At 58.5% G+C, this 25,541-nt stretch carries 24 protein-coding genes and 1 pseudogene; 12 read left to right on the top strand and 13 right to left on the bottom strand.

Features of this window, described 5'->3' with window-relative positions; genetic code table 11:
- Positions 1–12: 12 nt before the first annotated feature.
- Positions 13–654, top strand: a complete 642-nt coding sequence (locus BLW11_RS05130) for a class I SAM-dependent methyltransferase (protein ID WP_048361317.1) — start codon at positions 13–15, stop codon at positions 652–654.
- Positions 655–761: 107 nt separating this feature from the next.
- Here BLW11_RS05130 and BLW11_RS05125 read toward each other — a convergent pair whose 3' ends face one another.
- The 4 genes from BLW11_RS05125 to BLW11_RS05110 form a co-directional block, all read right to left on the bottom strand.
- A complete protein-coding gene (locus BLW11_RS05125) occupies positions 762–1,991 on the bottom strand; it encodes a nucleoside recognition domain-containing protein (RefSeq protein ID WP_048361318.1) in 1,230 nt (409 codons plus the stop codon).
- Between the two features lie 105 nt (positions 1,992–2,096).
- Positions 2,097–3,416: a glutamate/aspartate:proton symporter GltP gene (gene gltP / locus BLW11_RS05120; RefSeq protein WP_048361319.1), complete on the bottom strand. Its 1,320-nt coding sequence runs from the start codon at positions 3,414–3,416 to the stop codon at positions 2,097–2,099.
- A gap of 610 nt (positions 3,417–4,026) precedes the next feature.
- Positions 4,027–4,191, bottom strand: coding sequence for a DUF1328 domain-containing protein (locus BLW11_RS05115; RefSeq protein WP_019828122.1), 165 nt, complete (start codon positions 4,189–4,191; stop codon positions 4,027–4,029).
- An 85-nt stretch (positions 4,192–4,276) separates the two neighbouring features.
- The gene (locus tag BLW11_RS05110; protein WP_048361320.1) at positions 4,277–4,558 is read right to left on the bottom strand and encodes a hypothetical protein; all 282 of its coding nucleotides are present in this window, start codon (positions 4,556–4,558) and stop codon (positions 4,277–4,279) included.
- Positions 4,559–5,000: 442 nt separating this feature from the next.
- Here BLW11_RS05110 and algB point away from each other — a divergent pair, with 442 nt between their 5' ends.
- Positions 5,001–6,347 (top strand): sigma-54-dependent response regulator transcription factor AlgB, encoded by a 1,347-nt coding sequence (gene algB / locus BLW11_RS05105; RefSeq protein ID WP_048361321.1) that lies wholly within the window; start codon positions 5,001–5,003, stop codon positions 6,345–6,347.
- A 7-nt stretch (positions 6,348–6,354) separates the two neighbouring features.
- On the top strand, positions 6,355–8,145 hold the full coding sequence (locus BLW11_RS05100) for a KinB sensor domain-containing domain (protein WP_048361322.1): 1,791 nt from the start codon (positions 6,355–6,357) through the stop codon (positions 8,143–8,145).
- 28 nt (positions 8,146–8,173) lie between these two features.
- On the opposite strand, the gene BLW11_RS05095 is transcribed toward BLW11_RS05100, so the two are convergent.
- The 7 genes and pseudogenes from BLW11_RS05095 to BLW11_RS23620 form a co-directional block, all read right to left on the bottom strand.
- On the bottom strand, positions 8,174–8,953 hold the full coding sequence (locus BLW11_RS05095; protein WP_048361323.1) for an N-acetylmuramoyl-L-alanine amidase: 780 nt from the start codon (positions 8,951–8,953) through the stop codon (positions 8,174–8,176).
- A 123-nt stretch (positions 8,954–9,076) separates the two neighbouring features.
- Positions 9,077–9,478, bottom strand: coding sequence for a hypothetical protein (locus BLW11_RS05090; RefSeq protein ID WP_048361324.1), 402 nt, complete (start codon positions 9,476–9,478; stop codon positions 9,077–9,079).
- A gap of 300 nt (positions 9,479–9,778) precedes the next feature.
- Positions 9,779–11,755, bottom strand: coding sequence for a GGDEF domain-containing protein (locus BLW11_RS05085; protein WP_048361325.1), 1,977 nt, complete (start codon positions 11,753–11,755; stop codon positions 9,779–9,781).
- On the bottom strand, positions 11,752–12,630 hold the full coding sequence (locus tag BLW11_RS05080; protein ID WP_048361326.1) for an endonuclease/exonuclease/phosphatase family protein: 879 nt from the start codon (positions 12,628–12,630) through the stop codon (positions 11,752–11,754). The genes BLW11_RS05085 and BLW11_RS05080 overlap by 4 nt, the downstream gene beginning before the upstream one ends.
- 15 nt (positions 12,631–12,645) lie before the next feature.
- Positions 12,646–13,284 (bottom strand): thiol:disulfide interchange protein DsbA/DsbL, encoded by a 639-nt coding sequence (locus BLW11_RS05075; protein WP_048361327.1) that lies wholly within the window; start codon positions 13,282–13,284, stop codon positions 12,646–12,648.
- Positions 13,285–13,484: 200 nt separating this feature from the next.
- Positions 13,485–14,105 (bottom strand): c-type cytochrome, encoded by a 621-nt coding sequence (locus tag BLW11_RS05070; protein WP_048361328.1) that lies wholly within the window; start codon positions 14,103–14,105, stop codon positions 13,485–13,487.
- A gap of 46 nt (positions 14,106–14,151) precedes the next feature.
- Positions 14,152–14,407 (bottom strand): annotated as a pseudogene (locus BLW11_RS23620) (c-type cytochrome).
- 190 nt (positions 14,408–14,597) lie between these two features.
- Here BLW11_RS23620 and yihA point away from each other — a divergent pair.
- Positions 14,598–15,248 (top strand): ribosome biogenesis GTP-binding protein YihA/YsxC, encoded by a 651-nt coding sequence (gene yihA / locus BLW11_RS05060; RefSeq protein WP_048361329.1) that lies wholly within the window; start codon positions 14,598–14,600, stop codon positions 15,246–15,248.
- A 332-nt stretch (positions 15,249–15,580) separates the two neighbouring features.
- Here yihA and polA read toward each other — a convergent pair whose 3' ends face one another.
- Positions 15,581–18,352 carry a DNA polymerase I gene (gene polA / locus BLW11_RS05055; RefSeq protein WP_048361330.1) on the bottom strand — a complete coding sequence of 924 codons (2,772 nt, stop codon included), beginning with the start codon at positions 18,350–18,352 and terminating at the stop codon, positions 15,581–15,583.
- 74 nt (positions 18,353–18,426) lie between these two features.
- Between polA and BLW11_RS05050 the strand changes: the two genes are divergently transcribed.
- Together BLW11_RS05050 and BLW11_RS05045 are read left to right on the top strand one after the other, a co-directional pair.
- Positions 18,427–18,702: a DUF2782 domain-containing protein gene (locus tag BLW11_RS05050; protein WP_048361331.1), complete on the top strand. Its 276-nt coding sequence runs from the start codon at positions 18,427–18,429 to the stop codon at positions 18,700–18,702.
- Positions 18,703–18,760: 58 nt separating this feature from the next.
- On the top strand, positions 18,761–19,711 hold the full coding sequence (locus BLW11_RS05045; RefSeq protein ID WP_048361332.1) for a homoserine kinase: 951 nt from the start codon (positions 18,761–18,763) through the stop codon (positions 19,709–19,711).
- Positions 19,712–19,842: 131 nt separating this feature from the next.
- Here BLW11_RS05045 and BLW11_RS05040 read toward each other — a convergent pair whose 3' ends face one another.
- Positions 19,843–20,763 (bottom strand): zinc ABC transporter substrate-binding protein ZnuA, encoded by a 921-nt coding sequence (locus BLW11_RS05040; protein ID WP_048361333.1) that lies wholly within the window; start codon positions 20,761–20,763, stop codon positions 19,843–19,845.
- A 66-nt stretch (positions 20,764–20,829) separates the two neighbouring features.
- On the opposite strand from BLW11_RS05040, the gene BLW11_RS05035 reads away from it, so the two are divergent.
- The 6 genes from BLW11_RS05035 (at position 20,830) to BLW11_RS05010 (ending at position 25,530) form a co-directional block, all read left to right on the top strand.
- Complete coding sequence (locus BLW11_RS05035) at positions 20,830–21,312, top strand: Fur family transcriptional regulator (protein WP_048361334.1); 483 nt, start codon at positions 20,830–20,832, stop codon at positions 21,310–21,312.
- Positions 21,312–22,100, top strand: a complete 789-nt coding sequence (znuC, locus tag BLW11_RS05030) for a zinc ABC transporter ATP-binding protein ZnuC (protein WP_048361335.1) — start codon at positions 21,312–21,314, stop codon at positions 22,098–22,100. The genes BLW11_RS05035 and znuC overlap by 1 nt, the downstream gene beginning before the upstream one ends.
- Positions 22,093–22,881, top strand: a complete 789-nt coding sequence (gene znuB / locus BLW11_RS05025) for a zinc ABC transporter permease subunit ZnuB (protein WP_048361336.1) — start codon at positions 22,093–22,095, stop codon at positions 22,879–22,881. The genes znuC and znuB overlap by 8 nt, the downstream gene beginning before the upstream one ends.
- Positions 22,882–22,918: 37 nt before the next feature.
- Complete coding sequence (locus BLW11_RS05020) at positions 22,919–23,635, top strand: PA5502 family lipoprotein (RefSeq protein WP_048361337.1); 717 nt, start codon at positions 22,919–22,921, stop codon at positions 23,633–23,635.
- 213 nt (positions 23,636–23,848) lie between these two features.
- Entirely contained in the window at positions 23,849–24,856 is a 1,008-nt protein-coding gene (locus tag BLW11_RS05015; RefSeq protein ID WP_048361468.1) for a methionine ABC transporter ATP-binding protein, read from the top strand.
- Positions 24,856–25,530 (top strand): methionine ABC transporter permease, encoded by a 675-nt coding sequence (locus BLW11_RS05010; protein ID WP_048361338.1) that lies wholly within the window; start codon positions 24,856–24,858, stop codon positions 25,528–25,530. The genes BLW11_RS05015 and BLW11_RS05010 overlap by 1 nt, the downstream gene beginning before the upstream one ends.
- The last annotated feature ends 11 nt before the right edge of the window (positions 25,531–25,541 follow it).

Here is a 25,541-nt window from a genome sequence, read left to right as displayed (position 1 = left end):
ACCGAGCCCGCGATGCCCCTCGACCCAAAAACCCTCGAACAGATTGCTGCCATTACCCTTGGCCACTATCAACAGAGCGCCGAAGACTTTCGCGAAGGTACCCGCGATCACGACGTGAGCCAGAACATCGACGCATTGCTGCGCCATATTCAAGGCACCCCGCCGTTCACGATCCTGGATTTTGGCTGCGGGCCAGGCCGCGACCTGCAAACCTTCACCCGCCTGGGGCATATTGCAGTCGGGCTGGATGGCACCGAACGCTTCACCCAAATGGCCCGCGAAGACAGCGGTTGCGAGGTGTTGCATCAGGACTTTCTCAAGCTTGATCTGCCCGCCGGGCGCTTCGATGGCATCTTCGCCAACGCCTCGCTGTTCCACGTACCTACCCAGGAACTGAGGCAAGTGCTGGGCAAGCTTTACGCCACCTTGAAGCCCGGAGGCGTGCTGCTCAGCTCCAACCCCCGTGGCGACAACAGCGAAGGCTGGAACGGTGAGCGTTATGGCGCGTATCACGATCTGGAACACTGGCGAGCCATGCTGACGGCTGCCGGTTTTGTTGAACTGGAACACTACTATCGCCCGGCGGGCTTGCCCCGCGACCAACAGCCGTGGCTGGTGAGTGTGTGGCGTAAACTGACTGCGCAAACTCTGTAGCCGCTGCCGAAGGCTGCGATAAGGGCCGAAGGACCTTCAAAACAAGAGGGCCGCTTCGCAGCCCATCGCAGCCTCGCTACGCTCCTCAGCGGCTACAGACTTTTGTGTTAGCCGAAGAACCAGTAGCACACCAGAATCGCGGCCACTACGCCCGCCAACTCAGCCAGCAAGGCGCAGCCCACCGCATGCCGGGCACGCTGGATGCCGACGGCGCCAAAGTACACCGCCAGCACATAAAACGTAGTTTCAGTACTGCCCTGCACCGTGGCGGCCACCAGTGCCGGGAAGCTGTCCACGCCCTGGGTCTGCATGGTTTCGATCAGCAACGCCCGAGCGGCGCTGCCCGAAAAGGGTTTGACCATTGCCGTCGGCAACGCGTCGACAAAACGGGTGTCCCAGCCCAGCCACTCGACCACATGGCGAATGCCATCGAGGCCAAAGTCCAGCGCCCCCGAAGCCCGCAGCACACCTACCGCACAGAGCATCGCCACCAGATACGGCAGCAGGTTCTTCGCCACATCGAAGCCTTCTTTGGCCCCTTCGACAAACGCTTCGTACACCTTGACCTTGCGCAGGGCGCCAATCACCAAAAACAGCATGATCAGCCCGAACAGCGTCAAGTTGCCCAGAATAGAGGACAAGCTGGCCAGTGCCGTGGCCGACAGGGTCGCCAGCAGCGCCATGAAACCGCCGAGGATCAACGCCCCCGGCACCAGATACGCCAGCACCACCGGGTCCCACAGGCGCAAGCGCTGCACAACGGCCACCGAGAGCAGGCCGACCAGGGTCGAGGCGCTGGTGGCCAACAGGATCGGCAGGAACACCAGCGTCGGGTCAGGGGCACCTTGCTGGGCGCGATACATAAAGATCGTGACCGGCAACAGGGTCAGGGACGAGGCATTGAGCACCAGAAACAGGATCTGCGCATTGCTGGCGCTGGTGGCGCTGGGGTTGAGCTCTTGCAGCGCCCGCATGGCCTTCAGGCCAATGGGCGTGGCCGCGTTGTCCAGTCCCAGACCATTGGCGGCGAAGTTCAGGGTGATAAAGCCCAGCGCCGGGTGGCCTTCGGGCACCTCCGGCATCAAGCGCTTGAACAGCGGCCCCAGCGCCCTGCCCAGCCAGTCGACGATCCCGGCTTTTTCGGCAATGCGCAAAAACCCCAGCCACAGGGTCAGGGTGCCGAACATCAGAATCATCACTTCGACCGACAACTTGGCCATGGCGAAGATGCTTTCCACGATCGCCGAGAAGATCCCCGCATTGCCGCCCACCAGCCACTGGACGAGCGCCGACACCATAGCGACGACGAAAAAGCTGAGCCATAGGCCGTTGAGCATCGAGAGAACTCCTGGAAGATGCGGCGAATGATAGCGGCCAACCCCCAGAAACAACAAACCCCGGACAAGTCCGGGGTTTGTGGGAGTGCGACTGCCGAGGGGCGATTATTCGCCTTTTGGCAGGGCTTCCTTGCTGCGCCAGTGCGGCAGCGAGTTCCAGTAACGCTCGCCCTTGGCGTCGTCGTACATGCCTTCCCAACGCGAGATCACCAGTACCGCCAAGGCGTTACCAATCACGTTCAGAGCGGTACGGGCCATGTCCATCACACGGTCAACACCGGCGATAAAGGCCAGGCCTTCCAGCGGGATACCCACGCTGCCCAGAGTGGCCAGCAGCACCACGAAGGATACGCCCGGTACACCGGCGATGCCTTTGGAGGTCACCATCAGGGTCAGTACCAGCAGCAGCTGCTGGCTGATCGACAGGTCGATACCGTACAGCTGAGCGATAAAGATCGCCGCGATACTCTGGTACAGGGTCGAACCGTCAAGGTTGAACGAGTAGCCGGTCGGTACCACAAAGCTGCAAATGGCTTTCGGCGCGCCGTAGGCTTCCATCTTCTCGATCACGCGCGGCAGCACGGTTTCGGAGCTGGCGGTGGAGTAAGCCAGAACCAGCTCATCCTTGAAGATGCGGATCAGCTTGAACACAGAGAAGCCGAACAGCTTGGCGATCAGGCCCAACACCGCAACGGCGAAGAACAGGATGGCGCCGTAAACCAGAAGCACCAGCTTGGCCAATGGCACCAGCGAGGCGAAACCGAAGTTGGCGACAGTCACGGCGATCAGGGCAAACACACCGATTGGCGCGTAGTTCATGATCATGTGAGTGACTTTGAACATCGACTCGGACACGCCCTGGAAGGTTTTCACCAGCGGGTCGCGCAGTTCGGCGTTCAGGCTCGACAAACCGAGACCGAAGAGCACCGAGAAGAAGATGATCGGCAGCATCTCACCGCGAGCCATGGCCGCGAAGATGTTCGATGGAATCAGGTTGAGGATGGTCTCGATAAACGCATGTTCATGCGTTACTTCAGCAGCAGTGGCTGCGTATTTGGAGATATCGACCGTGCCCAGGGTGCTCATGTCGATCCCGGCACCGGGTTGGAACACGTTGGCCAGCACCAGGCCGACCAGGATCGCGACGGTGGTCACCACCTCGAAGTAGATGATGGTTTTAAAACCGATGCGACCGAGTTTCTTCGCATCTCCCACGCCTGCAATCCCGACAACCAGTGAAGAAATCACGATTGGGATTACGATCATCTTGATCAGACGGATAAAGATATCGCCGGCAGGTTGCAGAACGTTACTGATCCACCAGGCCTTTTCAGCACTGAAATGGTTAAGCAGCGCGCCGATTGCAATCCCGAGGACCAGACCAATCAGGATCTGCCAGGCGAGGCTAAGTTTTGCCTTCTTCATGTCATTACCCTTACTTCAAGTGGACTCGGGTAAAGGCTCAGACTAGAGCGCTGCGAAGCGCTAAAACCAGAAACCTCTACCCCCGTAGAAGGTCGCCCAAACCGAGCCAGAAAGGCTCTTTGGCAGGCGAAAAAAGGCGCAACTATTCCCATGCATGAGGTGGCCGTCTAATGCCGTAAACGCCTACCCTATGCCGAATCGGCATGGGTTTTGTCCGACAAGACCTCAAATCGCCCCTTCTGCGATTACACAGAATAGACGACATAAGTGCCGTGGACCGGCTGTTTCAAGGTCTTTCTAGACAGGGAATGGGTGACAAAAAGCCACATATATCCAAGAAATATCCGACAACACAAATCAGATATAAGGACGGGCTATTTTTCTTTTAGTCGATATACGGTCGACGTTTTGAAGGACGCCTCAAGCCACATTTTTTTGAAAAAAATGAGCCCTGATAAGGCATTACAAACACAGAATAGTTCTCGGCGGGCACAAAAAAACAGGGCAAGCCCTGTACAAGATTTTCTGTAGTCGCTGCCGAAGGTGGCGAGAAGGACCAGGCAGCCCATCGCAAACTTCGGCAGCGACTACAGGTTTTGGAGTGGCAGATTCAACCTCGACCGCGGCGGCCAAAGATGAACGACACCACAAACATCACCAGGAACACGACAAAGAGAATCTTGGCGATGCCGGTCGCGGTGCCCGCAATACCACCGAAGCCCAGAACAGCAGCGATGATGGCGATAATCAGGAAGGTAATTGCCCAACTCAACATGGTGATTCTCCTTATTACTGTGCGAAACAGGATTAGGCCAGTGGTGCAACTTGACGCCCGGCGTAGGCCTCAAGGTTGTAAACGCTTAAAACACCCAGCGTTGCGGTTCAGGTTGCGAATTCGCTATTTGCGTTTCATCCGACGCCGCCAGTTCGTAGTGGCCAGGTGAGCCTGCCCACCCCGGCGCCTTGAAATGCTGCTGGGCGACGACCGGGTGATGCACAGTCGTGCCAGGCTGAGGTGATTGCTCCCAGCGGCCCCATTGCTGACCACCGACCAATGTCACCAACAACGCCAGGCTCGCAAACAAGCCTTGCTGCAGGTGCGATGACGAAACACGCATGTTGGATAAACCTTGACGATTCATGCTCAAACTCCTGCTACCCGGTGGTCAATGTGAAGTCAGGTTGCCAGCATTTGCGGGCCTTCCGACGGTTGTACCAAGGTAATTGCAGGCTGCATGCCAGCTTTTAGATAAAATTAATATCTATATAAATCAATTACTTATGTTTATTTAGAGTTCGCCTTTACGCGCATCCTGCACGATGCCCGCTAAGCTGGTCGTGCGTTCTGCACGATCTGTACTGATTACCGCATTGGCGTGGCCCGGATTGCTGACGCCGCAGACAGCAGTGGCCTGCACGATTTGATTTTCGTGCTCAAAACCAAATAAAAACGCTTTAAAATCATGCAGTTAAAAAACAAGACCGGACACGGGAATGCCAGCACCACAATCATTCCTGAATAATCATGCAACTTGCCCGATTATTCCGACACTAACCAAGATCACTCATTAAGGAACGTAGGAAATGGAATCAGCCAAAGAGCACCAGGGCCGCATTCTGCTGGTCGACGATGAGTCCGCCATCCTGCGTACATTCCGCTACTGCCTCGAAGACGAGGGCTACACCGTCGCCACCGCCAACAGCGCGGCACAGGCCGACGCGCTGTTGCAGCGCCAGGTGTTCGACTTGTGCTTTCTGGACCTGCGCCTGGGCGAGGACAACGGCCTGGATGTGCTGGCACAGATGCGCATTCAAGCCCCCTGGATGCGCGTGGTGATTGTCACGGCCCACTCGGCCGTCGACACCGCGGTTGATGCGATTCAGGCCGGTGCCGCAGACTATCTGGTGAAACCCTGCAGCCCTGACCAGTTGCGCCTGGCCACGGCCAAGCAATTGGAAGTGCGCCAGCTGGCCGCCCGCCTTGAGGCCCTCGAAGGTGAGGTGCGCAAGCCCAAGGACGGTCTGGACTCCCACAGCCCGGCCATGATGGCGGTGCTGGAGACTGCCCGCCAGGTCGCAGACACCGATGCCAATATCCTGATCCTGGGCGAGTCCGGCACTGGTAAAGGCGAGCTCGCGCGGGCGATTCATGGCTGGAGCAAACGCGCCAGGAAGTCCTGCGTCACTATCAACTGCCCGTCCCTGACCGCCGAGCTGATGGAAAGCGAGCTGTTCGGCCACACCCGCGGGGCGTTTACCGGCGCCAGCGAAAGCACCCTGGGCCGGGTCAACCAGGCCGACGGCGGTACATTGTTCCTGGATGAAATCGGTGATTTCCCGCTGGCACTTCAACCAAAACTGCTGCGTTTTATTCAGGACAAGGAGTACGAACGCGTCGGCGACCCCGTAACCCGCCGCGCCGATGTACGGATTCTGGCTGCCACCAACCTCAACCTTGAAGACATGGTGCGCGACGGGCGTTTTCGCGAAGACTTGCTCTACCGCCTGAACGTAATCACCTTGCATCTGCCGCCGCTGCGCGAACGCAGTGAAGACATTCTGACCCTGGCCGACCGCTTTCTGGCCCGTTTCGTCAAAGAGTACGCCCGCCCTGCCCGTGGTTTCAGCGAAGAAGCCCGCCTGGCGCTGGCCAATTACCGATGGCCGGGCAATATCCGCGAGCTGCGCAACGTGGTGGAGCGGGCGAGCATTATTTGCCCCCAGGAAGTGGTCGAAGTCAGCCACCTGGGCATGGCGGAGCAAACCACCCCCAATGCCCCGCGTATCGGTGCGGCACTGAGCCTGGACCAACTGGAAAAAGCCCATATCGGCGCCGTCCTGGCCACCAGCGAAACCCTGGACCAGGCCGCAAAAACCTTGGGCATCGACGCCTCGACGCTGTATCGCAAACGTAAGCAGTACAACCTGTGAGCATCCGATGAAACTGGCGATCAAGCTGCGCACCCGTCTGTTCCTGAGCATTTCGGCGCTGATTACGGTGGCGCTGCTCGGGCTTCTGCTGGGCGTCGTCAGCGTGATGCAAATGGCAAAGACCCAGGAAGCGCTGATCCGCAACAACTTCATCACCCTGGACCTGGGCCTTAAGCTGCGTCAGTCCCTGGGTGACCAGTTGATCCTGATGCTGCGCAACCAGCCCGACCCGAAGGCGCTACAGGCATCGACCCGGGAGTATCTGGCACTGCTCGACGAAGGCATCGAGCATGAGCGCAAAAACGATTTGCACAGTGGCTTTGCCCGGGCGCGGGAAGACTACAGCCACTTTCTGCAAGCGCTCCATCAGGCCGACAACGAAGCACTCAACCTGAGTACCGACAACGAGCTTTCGAGCCGTTTCAATCAGTTGCGCAATGGCCTGATCACCGAGCACCGCCGTGCACTCGACACCATTTATGCCGCACAGGCATCGGCCCGTGACCGGGCCCTGATCATCGCCTCCCTGCTGGGCCTGGTCGGGCTTGCGGTGCTGATCATCGGCTTTATTACCGCCCATGGCATTGCCAGGCGCTTTGGTGCACCTATCGAGGCACTGGCCAAAGCGGCTGACAACATCGGCAAGGGCAACTTTGAGGTGGTGCTGCCGCTTTCGTCTGCCACTGAAATGAACCTGCTGACCCGGCGCTTCGGAATCATGGCCGAGGCTTTGCGCCAGCATCAGGCAACCAATGTCGACGAACTGCTGGCAGGCCAGCAACGGCTTCAGGCGGTGCTCGACAGTATTGATGACGGACTGTTGATGATCGATCAGCAGGGCCGGCTTGAGCATTTGAACCCGGTAGCCCAGCGACAGCTGGGCTGGGACGAGAGCCGTCTCGGCCAGCCGTTGGGTGAAGCGTTGAAACGCCCCGAACTCGACCAGCAGCTGCAAACGGTGCTGCGCGGCGGCAGCCTTGAACGGCTACCGGAAGACCTGAGCGTCGATATCGAGGGCGAGAACCGCCTGCTGACCTACAGCCTGACCCCGGTCAGCCAACCCAAAGGGCCGATTCTCGGCGCAGTAATGGTGCTGCATGATGTGACCGAGCAACGCGCTTTTGAGCGTGTACGCAGCGAATTCGTACTACGCGCTTCCCATGAGTTGCGCACTCCCGTGACCGGCATGCATATGGCGTTCGGCTTGTTTCTGGAGCGTGCGCGCTTTGATCCTCAATCCCGTGAAACGGATTTGCTCAACACGGTGAACGAAGAAATGCAGCGGTTGATGCAGCTGATCAATGACCTGCTGAACTTCTCCCGCTACCAGAACGGTCTGCAAAAGCTCACGCTGGCCCCCTGCGATATCGAGGAAATGCTCGAACAGGCCCGCGCCCGCTTCGCCGACAGGGCAGCCGCCAAAAGCATCGAATTGTTGATCGACCTGCAGCCGCCACTGCCCGGGCTGAATGCCGACCAAGCCCAACTGGAGCGTGTGCTGGACAACCTGCTGGATAACGCCTTGCGCCACACCGCCGATGGCGGGCAGATTCGCCTGCAGGCCCGACGCCATGGTGAGCGGGTGATCATCAGTGTCGAAGACAATGGCGAAGGCATTGCCTACGGCCAGCAAGGACGTATTTTCGAGCCCTTCGTGCAAGTAGGTCGCAAAAAGGGCGGCGCTGGCCTTGGGCTGGCCCTGTGCAAAGAGATCGTGCAACTGCATGGCGGGCGCATCGGGGCGTACTCGCGGCCCGGGCAAGGCACACAGTTCTACATGGCGCTGCCGTTGCTGTAGTCGCTGTCGAGGCACGAGGGTACGCAGATCAGCCCTTTTGCGTGTTCAGCACTTTCAGGATGGCCGCACTTTCTGCATCGGGTGTGCCATCGAATCGTGAAGGCCGAAAATGCATCTGGAACGCCGCCAGCACGTGGCGGGTTGCTACATCCAGCTCACCGGTTTGCGGGGTTTCGTAGCCCAATAGCGCCAGTTGCTGCTGGAACCAGGTAATGCTCGGCAACGCGTTGGCATACAGGGCTTGTTCGCGGGCGACCGCCTGAGCGTTTGGCCAGATACCAAAGCCTTCATCGGCCAGACGCTTCCAGGGGAACAACGGGCCCGGATCGAGCTTGCGCAACGGGGCTATGTCGCTGTGGCCGATGATGTTGTGCGGGTCGATCTTGTAGCGGGTCGAGATGTCTTTAAGCAGCGCAATCAGAGACTGGATCTGGCCTTCGGTATAGGGGTACCAGACTCGCCCGTTTGGCGTATCACGGAACCCCTTGTTCACGATCTCGATACCGATGGAACTGGAGTTCAACCAGGTACGGCCTTTCCATTGGCTTTCACCGGCATGCCAGGCACGCTGGTTCTCGTCCACCAGCTTGTAGATGGTCGGCGGTGTATCGCCCACCAGGTAATGGCTGCTCACAGGCCCTCGGGTCAGCAACTCCAGCGAGCGCTCCAGCGAGGTCGAGGTGTAGTGGAGCACCACGAACTGCACACGGCTGTCGTGGTTGATCGAAGGATGGCTGGTGTCCATGCGAGGACCGCTGGCGCAACCGGCCAGCAAAGCGATAGACAAAAGCAGGGCGGATAATTTCATGGGCAAAGACAACACAGCTAACAGTTAATGCTCAAGCATACCTCACTGCCCTTGTCGCGCAGCTGAAGTACTGCACCGGGTTGAAGCAAGCCCCCTGCTCGGCCAAGAGCAAGGGGCCAGCTGTTATTTACTGCACATCAGGTAAAAGCTCATCGATGAGTCGCCAGACGGCCCACCAAGCCCCAGCATCAGGCCAATGACATTGACCTCTTCGCGGGTCGGTTTGCCCGACAGCTTTGCGATGCCATACAGTGTGTGTTCATAACTTGATGTGTCGTCGGTCGATACCACGCAGAACTTCGGCGCTTTTTGAAAGGCACCGGGCGTCAACTTAACCTTATAACTGGCAGCATAATTATGCTGACTGGAATATTCGATGCCTTGAATCCAATGAGGCGACTGAGCCGCCAACGTTCCATCTTTATTGATATAGGCTGTATATATATGTGTTTTAGCCGCGGCATTAACCGAGACGGCACCCGCCATTAAAACAAGGACGGACAACAAGGAGATTAACGTTTTCATACATTACCTTTTTGAGTCGCGCAGGGCACCACATCGACTGAATACGCCAGCAGAGCACTGTTGATGAACATCCGATTGAGAAACCGATGACAGTACTGCGGCTACTGGAGAAGTAACCTTTCACAGCCTGCCATTTCATATAAGTCGCTCACGCGCAGCGCGTCAAGAAAGCAAAGTTGATATTAACCGGCAAAGTTTAAAAACCGACAAGTACTACCCAGCATCTGGAAATCCATTACATGCACTTAGTACCGACCACTCAAACTTTAATTATTGGCACACACCCACTACACACTTCTGTTAATTATCTGACGAGCACGGTTCAACGCCATTGCGCCCATTGGCCTTGGCCCGATACAACGCCTCATCTGCCCGTTTGAGCACGTGGTCGCTGCGATCACCGGCCTTGAACGCTGACACACCGATAGAAGCCGTCAGGGTCACAGGTTCGCCCTTGAAGTGGAAAGGGCATGCCTCGATGGCCGCCCGCAGTTTCTCGGCCTGTTGCAGGCCGGTCGCCAGTGTTGTGTCGGGCATCAGCAACACAAACTCTTCGCCGCCAAAGCGGGCAACAAAGTCGCCGGGGCGCAGGTGTTTGCACAACTGCGCGGCGATGATCTTGAGCACCTTGTCTCCGGCCAGATGGCCATAGCCATCATTGATGCGCTTGAAGTGGTCAAGGTCGAGCATGGCTATCAACAAGGAGTTGCCATGGGTTTGCCACGCCTGCACCTCATGCTGCAGCCGCTCACCCCAGGCGGCTCGGTTGGGCAGCCCGGTGAGGGGGTCTATCAGCGCTTTCTGGCGTTGCTCTTCAAGGTGTTCGCGATAGCCCTGGGCTTGCTGCTCCATGTGCGCTACGCGCTCGGTCAGCCCTTGTAGATGGGCGCACACTTCTTGCTCGCGGGCATTACGCTGTTGCTGGTGCCGGTCCAGCGTGCTCAACAACCCTTCAAGGCGGTTTTCCAGAAGGTGTTTGAGGCTGTTCAGGTCGACGGCCGATTGCACGCTGTTTTGCATGCCGCCGAGGTGTTCGCGCAATTGGGCGTGCAAATCGTCGGCGGCGGACTGACCTTCAGCATGACCCTCACTGGCCGCCTGAAGGTTGTTCTGGAACGATTCCAGACGCCCGTTCAGCTGTTTGAGATAGGCCTCGAACTCGTGCTGGCCACTGTCAGTGATGGCCAGCATCAAGACGGCAAGATCATCGAGGATCGGCAGTAACTCGTACCAGTTGAGCCCTTTTTCCAGACGCCGACGCATGGCTTCGGCCTGCGGCCGGTGGTGCTCGGGCAGTGACAGATCGTTCAGCAAGCCAAGCAATGTGGCTTCGATATGCGCCGCGACCGAGCTGTAAGACGGCTCGGGGCTCTCAGGCAGGGCATAGACCGCATCAATGTCATCTACGACCGGGGCGGGGCTGTCGATCGCTGCAAGGGCAGGCAGTTCGATCCGCGCCTCAGGCAGGTTGTTTTCTGCGTCTACCAGCGCAACAACCGACTCCAGCGCACCGCTAGCGGCCTGCTCTACAGGCGCTTCAGGAACCAGGGATTCAGGCTCCGGCTCAACTTCAGGGAGCGGTTGGGGCTCAGCGTCGGCCAAAGGCACAACCTGCGGCTCCGGGGCTTTGACTTGCGCAGGGGCGACCTCAATGACGGCCCGCGGCGCAACCTCTGGCGAGGGCGCTGCCAGCGGTCTGGCAACAGCCGGTGGCACTACAGCTTCACTGGGTTCGCTTGGCGCTTTATCGGCGTCGTGGCCCCCGAACAAGCGTTGCAACAACCCCGGACGGGGCGGGCTTGAGCCATTGAGTTGTGGCGCCAGTGCCTGCCCTTGCAAGTGGCTGAGCTCTCCCAGCAGCAATGGTATTTCACGTGCGTGGGCCACCCGGTTTTCGAGCTGCTTGGCAAATGCCTTGAGTGGCTTGCTGACTTCACGGGGCAGCGGCAAAGCTTGCAGTTGGGTAACCAGGCTATTGAGCGCCTCGCTGACTTGCTCGACCCGCGTCTCGCGGCGCTGCTCGGAGTCGAGCACGGCTTTTTCCAGGCGTGGCAACAAGGCGGCCAGGGCAGCGTCCATCTCATTGGTGCGCACTGCTTCGCGCATTTCCTTCATGCACTGATCGACAGTCCGGTCGGTGCCTTCCGCCGCCAGGGTGCTGCGCACCAGCCCACGGCGCAGCAAATCGAGACGGGTATTCCAGCGGCGCTCAAGCGTGTCCTGCTGTTCAATACTTTTGAGGTATTTTTCTTTCCAGTGAGCTGCGTCGTCTCTCATGCCTTGGGCTCAATGCCAGGTGGTCTCAACACAAGCTGCGAATCAACGCCGACAGAGCCGGGCAAGCGTATATCGACCGCTACTGGCAGATGGTCAGAAATAGGCTGGTTCAGCACCTGCACCCGTTCAAGGGTCAGGCTGGGGCTAAGCAAAATATGATCAAGGCAACGCTGCGGGCGCCAACTGGGGAAAGTAGCCTCCATTTGCGGCGCCAGCAAACCGAGGTCGCGCAGAGGCGAAGTGTGCAGCAGGTCGTTGGCATGGGTGTTCATATCGCCCATCAGCACTTGATGCTGATAGCCACCAATGAGCTCACGAATATAGGCCAGCTGCAGGGTGCGGGTTTTTGTCCCCAGTGCCAGGTGCATGACCACAACCACCAATGCATCCGGGCCCTCACCAAAACGCACCAGAATCGCGCCACGACCCGCAGGGCCGGGCAAGGGATGATCTTCAATCGCGCTGGGGCGCAGACGGCTGAGCAGCCCGTTGCTGTGCTGGGCCAGGCGGCCGAGATTGCGATTGAGTTGTTGATACCAGTAGGGGAATTCGCCCTGTTGGGCCAGGTACTTGACCTGATTGATGTAGCCGGAACGGTGACTTCCACCGTCCGCCTCTTGCAGGGCGACCAGATCGAAGTCGCCCAACAAGTCGCCGATGCGTTCCAGGTTTCCGGCCCTGCCCTTGTGTGGCAGCACATGCTGCCAGCTGCGGGTCAGGTAGTGCCGGTAACCCTGGGTGCTGTTACCGACCTGGATATTGAAACTGAGCAAACGCAAACGCCGGTCATCCGGCATCCCGCAAGCTGCCAGATGGTCCTCGTTGACCTGCGGTTCATGCAGGCCAACGATTCGTTCGCTCTTCCAGCCGCGCACGGAAGAAGGCGCCGCTTAGTTTTTAGCGTTCGCTGCTCGCTCTTTGGCGATCAGCTGATCGGCAACATTGAGCGTGCCTTCAGGGCCACCCGAAGTGCCCAGGTCGAAGCGGTATTTGCCATTGACAACCATGGTCGGTACGCCGGAGATCTGGTAGGCCTGAGCCTTCTTCTTGGCATCCTCAACCTTGCCTTTGACGGCGAACGAGTTGTAAGTGCTCAGGAACTTGTCTTTATCGATGCCTTCGCCGGTCAGGAACTCGGCCATTTCTTCAGGGGTAGCCAGCTTTTTGCCGTCATGAATGGCCTGGAACACCGCTTTGTGGACCTTGTTTTCAACGCCCATGGCTTCAAGGGTGATGAACAGTTGGCCATGAACATTCCAGATCCCGCCAAACATGGCAGGGATACGCACAAAGTTCACATCCGCCGGCAGTTTTTCAGCCCACGGGTTGATGGTTGGCTCGAAGGCGAAGCAATGCGGGCAGCCATACCAGAACAGTTCAACCACTTCGATCTTGCCAGGCACGGCAACCGGAACGGCGCTGCTCAGCTCTACATATTGTTTGCCCGCTTCAAGCGGTTCGGCAGCTTGAGCGGTCATGCCAAACAGGCTGGCACTAACGAGAGCGGCGCTGAGGATCAGATTACGCATGCTTTACTCCTGGGCAGATAAGGTCGCTTCAACGTGACCTGTATTCAGACAGGTCCGTTCTGGCTTGAGTTCTGTAGTGTAACGGCAGATGCCATGAAAAAGGGCAGCCGAAGCTGCCCTTTGAGGTTCACATCCAAGGATTAAACGATCGTTAACGTGACCATATGTATCAACCCCTGGCCCCGCTGACCGTATAAAACCTAGTGCAGGCCTTGAATGTAGCTGGCCAGTGCCTTGATGTCCTTGTTACTCATCTTGGCCGCAATACCGCGCATGATCATCGAATCACCATCGTTGGTGCGATCGCCTTCACGGAAATCCGTCAGCTGCTTCTCGATGTAACTTGCGTGCTGGCCACCCAGGTGCGGGAAGCCGGCAGCTGCGTTGCCCTGGCCGTCTGGCGAGTGGCAACCGGTGCAGGCTGGCATGCCTTTTTCAAGGTTGCCGCCACGGAACAGCGCTTCGCCCTGTGCAACCAGTGCCGGGTCAGCAGCGCCGACTGAACTTTTCTGGCTGGAGTAGTAAGCCGCGATGTCCGCAAGGTCCTGATCGTTCAGGTTAGCCAGCAGGCCGGTCATTTCCAGCACCTGGCGCTTGCCGTCCTTGATTTCATGCAACTGCTTGAGCAGGTAACGATCACCTTGCCCGGCCAGTTTCGGGAAGTTTGGGGCCATGCTATTGCCGTCTGGACCGTGACATGCGCCACACACAGCGGTTTTTGCCTGGCCTGCAGCAGCATCGCCTACAAGAGCGGTGCCTGCAGCCTGGGCAATACCGGTGACGCCCAAGGTCAACAGCAGACTCACGAGTAATTTGTTCATCAGCTAATCCAACTACGGCTAAGGGTTAAAGAGTTATGGGCCGGGCTCACTCGCTTATCCACTGTAGGACAGTTCGGTGATCCTCGACACTGCAGTCCATGCACAAACCACGCGGCGGCATCGCCTTGAAACCCTGGGTCACGTGTTGCACCAGCGCCTCCATACCTTGCTCAAACCTTGGCCCTACGTTGGCCAGCATGGCAGACAATACAAACGCGGTTGTACACGGCTTCCGGATCCTGTGTAGCCTGAGCGCTGTAACGTGGCATCAAGATACCGGCAGCTAGCAGCCATTTCGTCATAAAACGACCTTTTCAGGGTTGGGAGCTTGCTGCGTTCTAATGCGCAACCTAGGTTTTTCGCTCCCGTGTACTTCATCCTACGCTGGGACAAAGCGCACACAAAATCTGCGGCATTATATACTGGCGCCACTGAAACGGAAACGACACGCTCGCCGCGTCCATTCCTGACGCCGCTCACATCGGAAATCCCATGCAACTCAAGAACCCCATTCTCGGTCTGTGCCAACAGGCTACCTTCATGCTCAGCGCTGCCAAAGTCGATCAATGCCCCGACGACGAAGGCTACGAAGTCGCGTTTGCCGGCCGCTCCAATGCCGGCAAGTCCAGCGCACTCAACACTTTGACCCACGCCAGCCTGGCGCGTACGTCGAAAACGCCAGGGCGTACTCAACTGCTGAACTTCTTCCAGCTGGACGAAGAGCGTCGCCTGGTCGACCTGCCGGGTTACGGCTACGCCAAGGTGCCAATCCCGCTGAAGCTGCACTGGCAGCGTCACCTGGAAGCCTATTTTGGCAGCCGTGAAAGCCTGCGAGGCGTGATTTTGATGATGGATATCCGTCATCCAATGACCGATTTCGACCTGTTGATGCTCGACTGGACTGTATCCAGCGGCATGCCGATGCATATTTTGCTGACCAAAGCCGACAAACTGACGTACGGCGCAGCCAAAAATACATTGCTCAAAATTCAGGCAGATATTCGCAAGCAGTGGGGCGACGCAGTCACTATCCAGCTATTCTCCACCCCAAAGCGCATGGGTCTGGAAGAGGCGTATACCGTGCTTGCACGCTGGATGGAACTGCCGAACAAGGGCGAAGAGCTGGTTGAGGCCGGCGAGTAAGGAGTTGCGGGCAAAAAAAACCCCGAACTTCGCACGGGGGGGACCGGAAGTTCGGGGTTCAAGTACTGGACCTCTAGGGCGGGGTCCAGATATCTGCCAACACTTAACACAACATTAGGAGCTTTGAAGGGCTTCACCACCCATTCAATAAATCTGAGTGGCGATGGGTCGATTTAGTTCCCAAAGGCTAAAAACCTTTTGGAATAAGCCCTTCTTGTTCGAGCATTATCGCAAGAAACCCTGTAACCGCTGACTACCTGAGAATGCCGGGGCTGCTTCGCAACCCGTCGCAGCTTTCGTGCCCCGTCAACGGCTACAGGGTGCGGCGCGTTTTAGTGCGCCTCATCCCAGTTGTTGCCCACACCCACCTCGACCACCAGCGGTACATCAAGCTTCGCCGCTTCGCTCATGTGGATACGCACTTCATCGCGCACCTGATCCACCAGGTCTTCGCGCACTTCGAGCACCAATTCATCGTGTACCTGCAAGATGACGCGGGCATCGAGGCCTGACGCACTCAACCAGTTGTCCACCGCCACCATGGCTTTCTTGATGATATCGGCCGCCGTACCCTGCATCGGGGCGTTGATCGCGGTCCGTTCTGCGCCTTTGCGCAGTGCTCCATTTTTCGCGTTGATTTCCGGCAGGTACAGACGGCGACCGAAGATCGTTTCGACATACCCTTGCTCGGCTGCCTGGGTGCGTGTGCGCTCCATGTAGTCCAGCACACCCGGGTAACGTGCGAAATAACGATCGATATAAGCCTGCGATTGCTTACGGTCCACACCGATCTGCTTGGCCAGGCCAAACGCGCTCATGCCGTAGATCAGGCCAAAGTTGATTGCCTTGGCGCTGCGGCGCTGGTCAGTAGTGACATCACCCAGCTCAACCCCGAAGACCTCGGCAGCCGTGGCGCTGTGAACGTCCAGATTGTTGCGGAAGGCGTGCAGCAAGCCTTCGTCCTTGGCCAGGTGCGCCATGATCCGCAGCTCGATTTGCGAGTAGTCCGCCGCCAGCAGTTTGTAGCCTTTGGGTGCCACGAACGCCTGACGGATCCGACGACCTTCCGCGGTACGAATCGGAATGTTCTGCAGGTTTGGATCACTGGAGGACAAACGTCCGGTCGCCGTGACCGCCTGGTGATAAGACGTATGAATCCGGCCTGTACGCGGGTTGATCTGCTCTGGCAGGCGGTCGGTGTAAGTGCTTTTGAGCTTGCTCATCGAGCGGTACTGCATCAGCACCTTGGGCAGCGGATAGTCCTGCTCGGCCAACTCGGCCAGCACGGCTTCAGCGGTCGAAGGCTGGCCCTTGGCAGTTTTGCTGAGAATCGGCAGACCGAGCTTTTCGTAAAGGATCACACCTAGCTGCTTGGGTGAACTCAGGTTGAATTCTTCACCCGCAATGGCAAAAGCCTCACGCTCAAGCGCAACCAGCTTGTCACCCAGCTCAACACTCTGGATACCCAGCAGGTTGGCATCCACCAGTGCGCCCTGACGCTCGATACGGGCCAGCACCGGCACCAACGGCATCTCGATATCAGTCAGTACGGTGTTCAGGCTCGGGATCGCGGCCAGCTTTTCATGCAGCACGTGGTGCAAACGCAGGGTCACGTCGGCATCTTCAGCAGCGTATGGCCCGGCCTGCTCCAGGGAAATCTGGTCAAAGGTCAGTTGCTTGGCACCTTTACCGGCGATGTCCTGGAAGCTGGTGGTGGTGTGCCCCAGGTATTTGAGCGCCAGGCTGTCCATATCGTGGCGCGTGGCCGTGGAATCGAGTACGTAAGATTCGAGCATGGTGTCAAAGGCAACGCCCTGCACCATGATCCCGCACGCCTGATCACCACCAATGGCGCAATTGGCCAGGATGTTGATGTCGTACTTGGCGTGCTGGCCGACCTTGGCTTTGCCCGGGTCTTCCAGCAACGGTTTGAGGGCACGCAACACGGTGTCGCGGTCCAGCTGCTCCGGCACGCCCATATAAGAGTGGGTCAATGGAATGTAGGCCGCTTCGCCAGGCTTGACCGCGAACGACAAACCCACCAATTGCGCTTGCTGCGCGTCAAGACCGGTGGTTTCAGTGTCGAAGGCAATCAATTTGGCGTCGTTGAGTTTCTTCAACCAAACGTCAAAACGTGCCTGGTCGAGGATTGTTTCGTATTGCTGCTGCTCCTCTTCGGCGAGGGCTTCAGGCGCTTCATGCACAATCACCTGGCCGACACGCTTGGCCTCGCGCTCGACTTCGGCAATCCAGCTTTTGAATTCCAGTTCGGTGTACAGCTCGATCAGTTTGTCGCAATCCGGCGCCTTGAGGTGCAGGTCTTCCAGACCAACATCCAACGGCACATCGACCTTGATCGTGGCCAGTTGGTACGACAAAAACGCCATTTCCCGGTGCTCTTCCAGCTTGGCCGGCAGGTTTTTAGCACCTCGAATGGACAAGGTCGGCACGATATCGAGCTTTTCGTACAGATCGGCCAGACCACCGCCTACACCCATCAGCAAGCCAGAGGCGGTCTTGGGGCCAATACCCGGCACGCCTGGAATGTTGTCGGACGAATCGCCCATCAGCGCCAGGTAATCGATGATTTGCTCGGGCGAGACGCCAAATTTCTCTTTCACGCCCTCAATGTCCATCACGCTGCCGGTCATGGTGTTGACCAAGGTGATATGGCCATCGACCAGCTGCGCCATGTCCTTGTCGCCGGTCGAAATCACCACCGGGCGGTCTGCCGCGGCGCTGCTGCGGGCCAACGTACCGATCACATCGTCCGCTTCAACGCCTTCGACGCACAACAAAGGGAAGCCCAGCGCGATCACACTGGCGTGCAACGGCTCGATTTGCACGCGCATGTCATCGGGCATGCTCGGGCGATTGGCCTTATATTCGGCGTACATGTCATCGCGAAATGTCCCGCCCTTGGCATCGAAAACCACTGCAAAGGGGCTGTCCGGATACTGTTTTCGCAGACTTTTGAGCATATTCAGCACGCCCTTCACGGCGCCCGTAGGCAAGCCCTTGGACGTAGTCAGCGGCGGCAGCGCGTGGAAGGCGCGGTACAGATATGAAGAACCGTCCACCAGGACGAGGGGAGCTTGGCTCATGAGCAGGATCAACCTTTTCGGCGAGTCCGGCGCTAGAATGTCCGGACCAATGACGACAAAGGGACAAGGTTATCATGCGCACACTCAATCGCCTGTTGCTGACCGGCTTGTTTGCATTCACTCCGCTGTTAACCTTTGCGGCTGATGATCCAGAAGTAACCATTCGCACGGAAGGCGATAAAACCATTCAGGAATACCGTCAAAACGGTTTCCTATATGCCATCAAGGTCACCCCAAAAGGAGCACCGCCGTACTTTCTGGTACGCGCTGATGGTACTGATGCCAATTTCATCCGTTCCGACCAGCCGGATATGCTGATTCCTTCGTGGAAAATCTTCGAATGGAAATAGCGTCTTAACTTTAATCGGCGCCGACTCGATGCGGCGCCCGTACTGGCAGTTTTAAACCATGTCTGTATTCACCCCACTGACTCGCAGCGAGTTGGAAGCCTTCCTTGCGCCTTACGGGCTCGGCCGTCTGCTCGATTTCCAGGGGATTGCCGCTGGCAGCGAAAACACCAACTACTTCATCAGTCTGGAGCAGGGTGAGTTTGTCCTGACCCTGGTGGAGCGCGGCCCGATCAGCGAAATGCCGTTCTTTATTGAACTGCTGGACGTGCTGCACGATGCCGACTTGCCGGTGCCTTATGCCCTGCGCACGCAGGACGGGCAGGCCCTGCGCGAACTCAAAGGCAAGCCGGCGCTGTTGCAGCCGCGCCTGGCGGGCAAACACATTCGCGAGGCCAACGCCCAGCACTGCGCCCAGGTGGGCGATTTGCTCGGCCACTTGCATACCGCCACCCGCCACAACGTGTTGGTGCGCAAGACTGACCGCGGTCTGGACTGGATGCTGGCTGAAGGGCCCGCACTGATGGCAGATTTGTCACCTGATTCGGCACAATTGCTGCAAAAGGCCTTGAGCGAAATCACTGAGCGCAAGGCCCAGATCCTGGCGCTGCCTCAGGCTAATCTGCACGGGGACCTGTTCCGCGATAACGCCATGTTCGAAGGCACACACCTGACAGGCTTGATCGACTTTTACAACGCCTGCTCCGGCCCCATGCTGTATGACGTAGCGATTGCCCTGAACGACTGGTGTGCTGACGAAGACGGCAAGATTGACGGCCCGCGCGCGCGCGCGCTGCTCGGCGCCTATGCCGCACTGCGCCCGTTCACCGCCAGCGAAGCCGAGCTGTGGCCAACCATGCTGCGCGTTGCCTGTGTACGGTTTTGGTTGTCGCGCCTGATTGCGGCACATTCCTTTGCCGGGCAGGACGTGCTGATTCACGATCCGGGCGAGTTTGAAAAGCGCCTGGCATTGCGTCAGACGGTGACCGTACAACTGCCGTTCGCGTTGTAAAAAACACCAAATCTGTAGCCGCTGCCGCAGGCTGCGATAAGGTTCGCAGGACCTTTGCTTTCAACCCGAAAGCAGGGTCGCTTCGCGAACCATCGCAGCCTGCGGCAGCGGCTACAAGACTTGCAGTTGGCTTACAAACTTTCCAGACACCCCGCCAGCTCATTGCCCAGCTTTTCCATCAACTGCTCATAACCCTGCGCTGTCGCGGGGGTGTAGCCGCCCAACGCATCCAGCTCCGCCAGCTTGACCGGCAGCCCTGCCGTCAAGGTGTCAGCCAGGCGCGGGCGCAGTGGCGGATCGCTGAATACGCACGTCTTGCCCGCTTCCTGCAAACGCTTGCGCATTGCCGCTACGTGCTGGGCACCGGGCTGCACTTCGGAAGCCACGCTGAACGTACCCGCGTGCTTGAGGCCATAAGCGCTTTCGAAATAGTCGTAACCTTCGTGGAAGACGAAGAACGGTTTGTCGGCAATCGCGGCCATACGGGGCTTCAGACGGGCGTCCAGTGCATCCAGGCGCTCATTGAATGCCTTGAGGTTGCTTTGGTACCTGGCCGCATTGGCGGGGTCTTTGGCGCTCAGGTCCGCCGCCATTCTGGCCGCAATCACCCGTGCATTGTCCGGGGCCAGCCACAAATGCGCATCCAGCGTGCCGGGGCGATGATCGTGATCATGTTCGGCGGCATCTTCTTCGTGCGAGTGGCTATCTTCGGCGAAATGACGAAGTTTTAAACCTGGCAGGCTTTGCACCGTCACCGATGGCAATGTACGGGTCTTGATTACCCGCGGCATGAAACCTTCCATGTCCGGGCCGATCCAGTACAAAAGATCGGCCGACTGCACACGCCGTACGTCGGATGGGCGCAATGCATAGTTATGCGGTGATGCGTTAGGTGGCAAAAGCACCTCCGGCTGACCCACACCGTCCTGCACGGCGGCGGCAATCAGCTGCAAGGGCTTGATGCTGGTCAGCACGCTGACATCGGCCTGGGCCGGGCCAATCGCAAGCAAACTGGCGCTTAGAGCAAGAAAAAGAGAAAAAAGACGGGGCACGATGAGCACTCATGGTGGCTGAAACAGGTAACATAATAACGTCTCTCTCAAAAAACGTCGCCGCCCATGCCCATGACACCGCTTGCCAGCCGTCCCCATGACCACTCCCACTGTGTCCACAGCGCGCTTTCAGAAGCCGACGTCCTGTGTGCGCAAAAGGGTTTGCGCCTGACCGCATTGCGGCGCCGGGTGCTTGAGCTGGTGTGGCAGAGCCACAAGCCGCTGGGTGCCTACGACATTCTGGCCGTACTCAGCGAGCAGGACGGCCGCCGCGCCGCGCCACCGACCGTGTACCGGGCGCTGGATTTCCTGCTCGACAATGGCCTGGTGCACCGCATCTCGTCGCTCAATGCCTTTATTGGCTGCAGCCACCCCGAGCATCCGCATCAGGGCCAATTCCTGATTTGCCGCAATTGCCATGCAGCCATTGAACTTGAACAAAAAACCATCAGCGACGCGATTATCAACAGCGCGCGCGATGTCGGCTTTACTGTCGAAGGCCAGACCGTCGAAGTGGTCGGCTTGTGTTCGGGTTGCCGGGAGGCCTGATGAGCGCTGCACTGATTCGCCTGGAACACGTCACCGTGACCTATGCCGGGCAAAACGTACTCGACAACATTGAGCTGAGCGTTGAGCCGGGCCAGATCGTGACCCTGATCGGCCCCAACGGCGCCGGCAAGACCACGCTGGTCAAGGCGGTGCTGGGCCTGCTCAAACCCACCAGCGGCAGCGTATGGCGCAAGCCCAAACTGCGCGTTGGTTATATGCCGCAAAAACTGCACGTCGACCCGACACTGCCGTTGTCCGTGTTGCGTTTTTTGCGTCTGGTGCCCGGTGTAGACCGCGCCCAGGCATTGTCCGCACTCAAGGAAGTCGGCGCTGAAAAGGTCATCGACAGCCCGGTGCAGAGCGTGTCGGGCGGTGAAATGCAGCGCGTGCTGCTGGCCCGCGCCCTGCTGCGAAAACCCGAACTGCTAGTGCTCGACGAGCCGGTACAAGGCGTGGACGTGGCCGGTCAATCAGAGCTGTACGCCTTGATCACCCGCCTGCGCGACCGCCACGGCTGCGGCGTGCTGATGGTTTCTCACGACCTGCATCTGGTGATGAGCACTACCGATCAGGTGGTGTGCCTCAACCGCCATATCTGCTGCTCGGGCCATCCAGAGCAGGTCAGCAGCGACCCGGCCTTTGTTGAGCTGTTTGGCCAAAACGCACAAAGCCTGGCGATTTATCACCACCATCACGACCACGCCCATGACTTGCATGGCTCAGTGGTCAGCGACGGCACCCCTGCGGCGCCCGCTCACGTACATGGAGAAGGCTGCAAGCATGGCTGATTTTCTGATTTACGCCCTGCTGGCAGGCCTGGCTTTGGCAATCGTTGCAGGACCACTGGGCTCGTTTGTGGTGTGGCGACGCATGGCCTACTTCGGCGACACGTTGTCGCACGCAGCGCTGCTGGGTGTGGCGATGGGCTTTCTGCTGGACGTCAGCCCCACGATCGCAGTGACCGTGGGATGCCTGCTCCTGGCCGTGTTGCTGGTCACGCTTCAACAGCGTCAGTCGCTGGCTTCCGACACGCTACTCGGAATTCTTGCCCCCAGTACCTTGTCCCTCGGGCTGGTCGTACTAAGCTTCATGCATGAAGTTCGGATCGACCTCATGGCGTACCTGTTTGGTGACCTGCTGGCCATCAGCCCCACCGACCTGATGTGGATCCTGGGCGGCAGCGCCGCAGTACTGGCGCTCCTGGTCGCGCTGTGGCGGCCACTGCTGGCCATTACCGTGCACGAGGAATTGGCTACGGTTGAAGGCTTGCCCGTAGCAGCGTTACGCTTGACCCTGATGTTGCTGATCGCGGTAGTCATTGCCGTGGCGATGAAGATCGTCGGCGTGCTGTTGATCACTTCCTTGCTGATCATTCCGGCTGCGGCGGCCCAACGCCACGCCCGGTCTCCGGAGCAAATGGCACTGGGCGCCAGTGTGCTGGGAATACTGGCCGTGTGTGGCGGCCTGGCATTGTCATGGTTCAAAGACACGCCGGCAGGGCCATCGATTGTGGTGTGCGCCGCGGCACTGTTTCTGCTGAGTTTTGTTCTGCCCCGTCGAGGGGTGTAGACTTGCTTGTTTTTTGCGCACTTAGAGAGCCGCAGGAATGAAGCTGTTCAACTCCCGTTACTTGCTCCTGGCCGCATTTTCCTTGCTGCTGGGCGCCTGCCAAAGCACGCCGTCGGCCGACACTACTGCCGCTGACGCACGCGCTGTGGCCATCGCACAGCTGGAACAAAACCTGGCCAGCAGCGAACTTGCGACCGCAGAAGACCAACTGAGCGCCTTGCAGGCCCAAACGCCGGATGATCCGCAGTTGGTGCAGTACCAGCGCCAGCTGGCAGAAGCCTACTTGCAGCGCAGCCAGATCGTTCTGCAAAAAGGTGATGTCAACGCCGCCGCCACAGCCCTGAGCCGTGCCCGTGCCTTGATGCCCACGGCCCCGGCCCTGACCGGCGGCGTCACGGGTGCCATTGCCCAGGCGCGCAAAGCCGAGCTGGAGAAGGCTGAGGCTGCCCTCAAGGCTGCCGAGGCACGACCACAGGCCAAAGTGATCGACCCTGCTGCCCCAAGCACCACCGTAACGCTGAACATCACCGATATTGCGAAACTTCGCCATCAACTGGATTTGATCGCGCAAGATATCGTCAATTACCAGTGCGCCGTCAGCCTGCAAGTCCCGCGTACAGCGGACTACCCATGGTTGGCCACACTGATCGGCAAACGGGTTAAAAAGCTCGACCCCGGGTTTGATCTGAGCCTTGAGCGTCAGATCATTCGCCATGTGCCTGCGCAATTGGTACTGACACCGCGCAAGCCTTGAAACAAAAGATCGCCGCCTGTGCCAACCCAGAGTTCTGCGCCCTTGCGCAAAACTGGCGCACGCGGCGATTGGCATTTTCTGACCTTTGAATTCTTATTCCAAAATCAAAGGTTTTGCCACCAATAAATGCTAAGTCAAGCATATGCGAGCACGATAAGATGCGTGCCCGGCTTACCGCTGAACTTCTATTTACGCGCCCACAAGGTTCGCTACGTGATTGAGTTTCATAACGTTCATAAAACTTACCGGGTTGCCGGTAAGGACATCCCCGCGCTGCACTCCACCAGTTTGCGTGTTGAGAGCGGCCAGGTGTTCGGCCTGATTGGCCACTCCGGTGCGGGTAAAAGTACATTGCTGCGCCTGATCAACCGCCTTGAAACCCCAAGCGGTGGCAAGATCATCGTCGACAACGAAGACGTAACCGCAATGGACGCCAATGGCCTGCGCCGTTTCCGTCAGCAAGTGGGCATGATTTTCCAGCACTTCAACCTGCTGGCATCCAAGACGGTTGCCGATAACGTTGCGATGCCGCTGACACTGGCCGGTGAATTGTCCCGCAGTGCCATCGATCAGCGTGTTGCCGAGCTGCTGGAGCGCGTGGGCTTGTCTGACCACGCCAAAAAATACCCGGCGCAACTTTCGGGCGGCCAAAAACAGCGCGTGGGCATTGCCCGTGCCCTGTCCACCAAACCCAAAGTATTGCTGTGCGACGAAGCCACCAGTGCCCTCGACCCGCAAACCACGGCCTCGGTGCTGCAGTTGCTGGCTGAAATCAACCGCGAGCTGAAGCTGACCATCGTGCTGATCACGCACGAGATGGATGTGATCCGTCGCGTGTGTGACGAAGTGGCGGTGATGGATGGCGGCGTTATCGTTGAACAAGGCCCGGTGGCTGAAGTGTTCCTGCACCCCAAGCACCCGACCACCAAGCGCTTTGTGCAGGAGGACGAGCAGATCGACGAAAGCGAACAACGTGACGATTTCGCCCATGTTCCTGGCCGCATCGTGCGCCTGACCTTCCAGGGCGAAGCTACCTACGCACCGTTGCTGGGCACTATTGCCCGCGAAACAGGCGTGGACTACAGCATCCTGGCCGGTCGCATTGACCGCATCAAAGACACCCCTTATGGGCAACTGACCCTCGCCATCACCGGTGGCGACATGGAAGCGGCTTTCGCCCGCTTCGTTGCTGCAGACGTTCATATGGAGGTGCTGCGCTAATGGAATCTTTCCTGGGCTTTTTCGCCAATATCGACTGGTACGAAATCTGGCTGGCCACCGGCGACACCATGATCATGCTCGGCGGTTCGCTGCTGTTCACCGTATTGCTCGGTCTGCCGCTGGGCATCCTGCTGTTCCTGTGCAGCCCGCGTCAGCTGCTCGAACAAAAAAGTCTGTATGCAGCGCTGTCGTTCGTGGTGAACATTTTGCGTTCGCTGCCGTTCATCATCCTGCTGGTGGTCATGATCCCGCTTACCGTGGTGATCACCGGAACATCGCTGGGTGTTGCCGGGGCCATTCCGCCGCTGGTGGTGGGGGCTACGCCATTCTTTGCACGCCTGGTTGAAACCGCCTTTCGTGAAGTGGACCGCGGCATCATCGAAGCCACTCAGTCGATGGGCGCCAATACGCGTCAAATCATTACCAACGCCCTGCTGCCCGAAGCGCGCCCCGGCATCTTTGCCGCGATCACGGTCACAGCCATTACGCTGGTGGGCTACACCGCAATGGCAGGTGTGGTCGGCGCAGGCGGTCTGGGCGACTTGGCGATCCGGTTCGGCTACCAGCGTTTCCAGCCTGACGTGATGATTGTCACGGTGGTGCTGTTGCTGATTCTGGTGCAAATTCTGCAAACCGTTGGCGACAGGCTGGTGGTGCACTTTTCGCGCAAATAAACGCGACCCGC

This window comes from Pseudomonas deceptionensis (assembly GCF_900106095.1).
GTDB classification, from domain to species: Bacteria; Pseudomonadota; Gammaproteobacteria; order Pseudomonadales; family Pseudomonadaceae; genus Aquipseudomonas; species Aquipseudomonas deceptionensis.
This window is presented reverse-complemented; position numbering and strand designations above follow the sequence as displayed.